Source organism: Nakamurella sp. (assembly GCF_048594475.1).
Classification (GTDB): Bacteria; Actinomycetota; Actinomycetes; order Mycobacteriales; family Nakamurellaceae; genus Nakamurella.
This window is the reverse complement of record NZ_JBMDXT010000269.1, coordinates 1-2,210: the sequence shown is the minus strand read 5'-3', so window position 1 is coordinate 2,210 and position 2,210 is coordinate 1. Positions and strand designations below refer to the sequence as shown.

3 protein-coding genes are annotated in these 2,210 nt (G+C 75.7%); 2 read left to right on the top strand and 1 reads right to left on the bottom strand.

The window, feature by feature from the left end; genetic code table 11:
• On the top strand, nt 1-580 hold a 580-nt coding region (locus ACOJUF_RS12445; protein WP_420122165.1), incomplete at its 5' end, for a class F sortase.
• A gap of 164 nt (nt 581-744) precedes the next feature.
• On the opposite strand, the gene ACOJUF_RS12440 is transcribed toward ACOJUF_RS12445, so the two are convergent.
• Nucleotides 745-1,311 carry a YdeI/OmpD-associated family protein gene (locus ACOJUF_RS12440; protein WP_420122164.1) on the bottom strand — a complete coding sequence of 189 codons (567 nt, stop codon included), beginning with the start codon at nt 1,309-1,311 and terminating at the stop codon, nt 745-747.
• Between the two features lie 80 nt (nt 1,312-1,391).
• Between ACOJUF_RS12440 and ACOJUF_RS12435 the strand changes: the two genes are divergently transcribed.
• On the top strand, nt 1,392-2,210 hold an 819-nt coding region (locus ACOJUF_RS12435), incomplete at its 3' end, for an acyl-CoA dehydrogenase family protein (protein WP_420122163.1).

Genomic DNA, 2,210 nt, shown 5'->3' with positions numbered 1-2,210 from the left:
CGGGGCAGCGCCGCGCGCGGCCCCCGCCACCGCGCCGGCGCCGGCCGCGCCGGCCGCCACCGCACCCGCCGCGGCCGACCCGTCCGGGACCGCCGCGGCGCCCGCATCCGTGGCCGCCACCCGGCCGCCCGTGCCCGTCGGCGTCCCGACGACCGTGCATCTGACCCGGCTCGGCGTGCAGGCCCCGGTCGACCCGGTCGGTCTGAAGGACGGTGAGCTGCAGGTGCCGGACGACGGCAACCGCCTGGGCTGGTGGACGGGCAGCGTGCTGGCGGGCAGTGCCGCCGGCACGACGGTCATCGACGGGCACATCGACACCCCGCAGGGCCGGGGAGTCTTCTACCACCTCAAGGACATCCAGCCGGACGACGAGATCGTGGTCGGGGTCGCCGGCGGGGCGACCGTCACCTACCGGGTGACCGAACGGCGGACGTACGCCAAGGCGGGCGGGCTCCCACCCGAGGTCTTCGGCGACGCGCACGGCGCGGCCCGGCTCGTGCTCATCACCTGCGGCGGTCCGTACGACGCCGTGCGCGCGGAGTACGACGACAACGTCGTGGTGACTGCGGTTCCGGTGTAGAGCAGGGCGCCGACCGGGACGGGCGAGCACGAGTTCGGGTCCGGCTCGCCTCCCGCATCGAGTGAAGCACTGCGCCCGCGGAGCGAGCGCCGGTCTTCGGTGGTCGGACCGGCCGCGGACGAACGCGGGTCGAGGGCAGCCCTGGCGTCGTGAGCGGGCGCCGGTCACCGCCCGGCGAGCCGGTCGACCGCACCGGCGAGCACCCGGGCCCGGGCGGCCGGCGTGCGGGCCTTGGCCAGCGTCATGATGATCAGGTAACGCTCGGTGCGCCCCAGCCCGTCGAACGCGGCCCGGGCGGCCGGATCCGCGGCCAGCGCCGCGATCAGATCGGCCGGCGGTTCGGCCGTGGCCTGCCGTTCGTAGGCGGCCGCCCATCGGCCGTCGGCCCGAGCCGCGTTCACCTGGGCCAGGCCCGGCGGCCGCATCCGGCCGGCTGCCACCAGCGCCTCGACCTTGCCGACGTTGATCTGGGACCAGGCGCTGCGCGGGCGCCGCGGGCAGTACCGCTGGAGGAACGACACGCCGTCCAGGCCGCGACGTTGCCCGTCGATCCAGCCCCAGCACAGGGCCGCGTCCAGCGCGTCGGCGATGCCGAGCAGGGGGACGTCCGCGCCCTTGCGCCCGATCCGCAGCCACGCCTGCGCGGCCCGGTCGTGATTGGCTGACAGCCAGGCGTCCCAGGCGTCGACGTCCGGCAGCTCCAGGATCGTGGACGGGTCCGGGACGGCCATCCGGGCATGACATCACACCGCGACTCGGGTCGGAACCGGTGCGGCCGGGACGGGACGGCAGGAACGAAAGGGGACCGGCGATGCGGCGGGTCATCTTCGACCAGGATCACGACGACTACCGGCAGGCGATCCGCGAGAGCCTGGAGCGGATCGCCGCGCCCCACCGGGCCGCCTGGGAGGAGGCCGGCATCGGGCCCCGCCCCCTGTTCACCGACCTGGGTGAGCTGGGGGTTTTCGGGTCCGGCGTGCCGGAGGAGCACGGCGGGTCCGGGGTCACCGACTTCCGGTTCAACATGATCCTGATGGAGGAGGCCCACCGGCTCGGCGTCGCGTCCGCCGTCCTCGGCCCCGCCCTGCAGGCCGACGTCTGCCTGCCCTACCTCCTGAGCGGGTCGCCCGAGCAGCGGGCCCGATGGCTGCCCGGCGTCGTCACCGGCGAGACGATCACGGCCGTCGCCATGACCGAGCCGGGCACCGGGTCGGACCTGTCCGGGATCGCCACCAGGGCCGTCCGCGACGGCGACCACCTCGTGGTCGACGGGTCGAAGACCTACATCACCAACGGGATCAACGCCGACCTCGTCATCGTCGCGGTGCGCACCGGCCCGCACCCGCACCGCGGGCTGAGCCTGGTCGTGGTCGAGCGGGGCACGCCGGGCTTCGAGCGCGGACGCAAGCTGGACAAGGTCGGCCTGCACGCCCAGGACACCGCCGAGCTGTTCTTCGCGGGCGCCCGGGTACCCGCGGCGAACCTGCTCGGGGCGCCGGGGTCGGGATTCGCGCAGCTCTCGGCCAACCTGGCCCAGGAGCGGCTGTCGGTCGCGGTCGGGGCGGGGGCCGGCGCGGCGCCCCCCCCGGACTGGACCCTCGAGCACGTGCGGAGCCGGGGCGGCATCGGC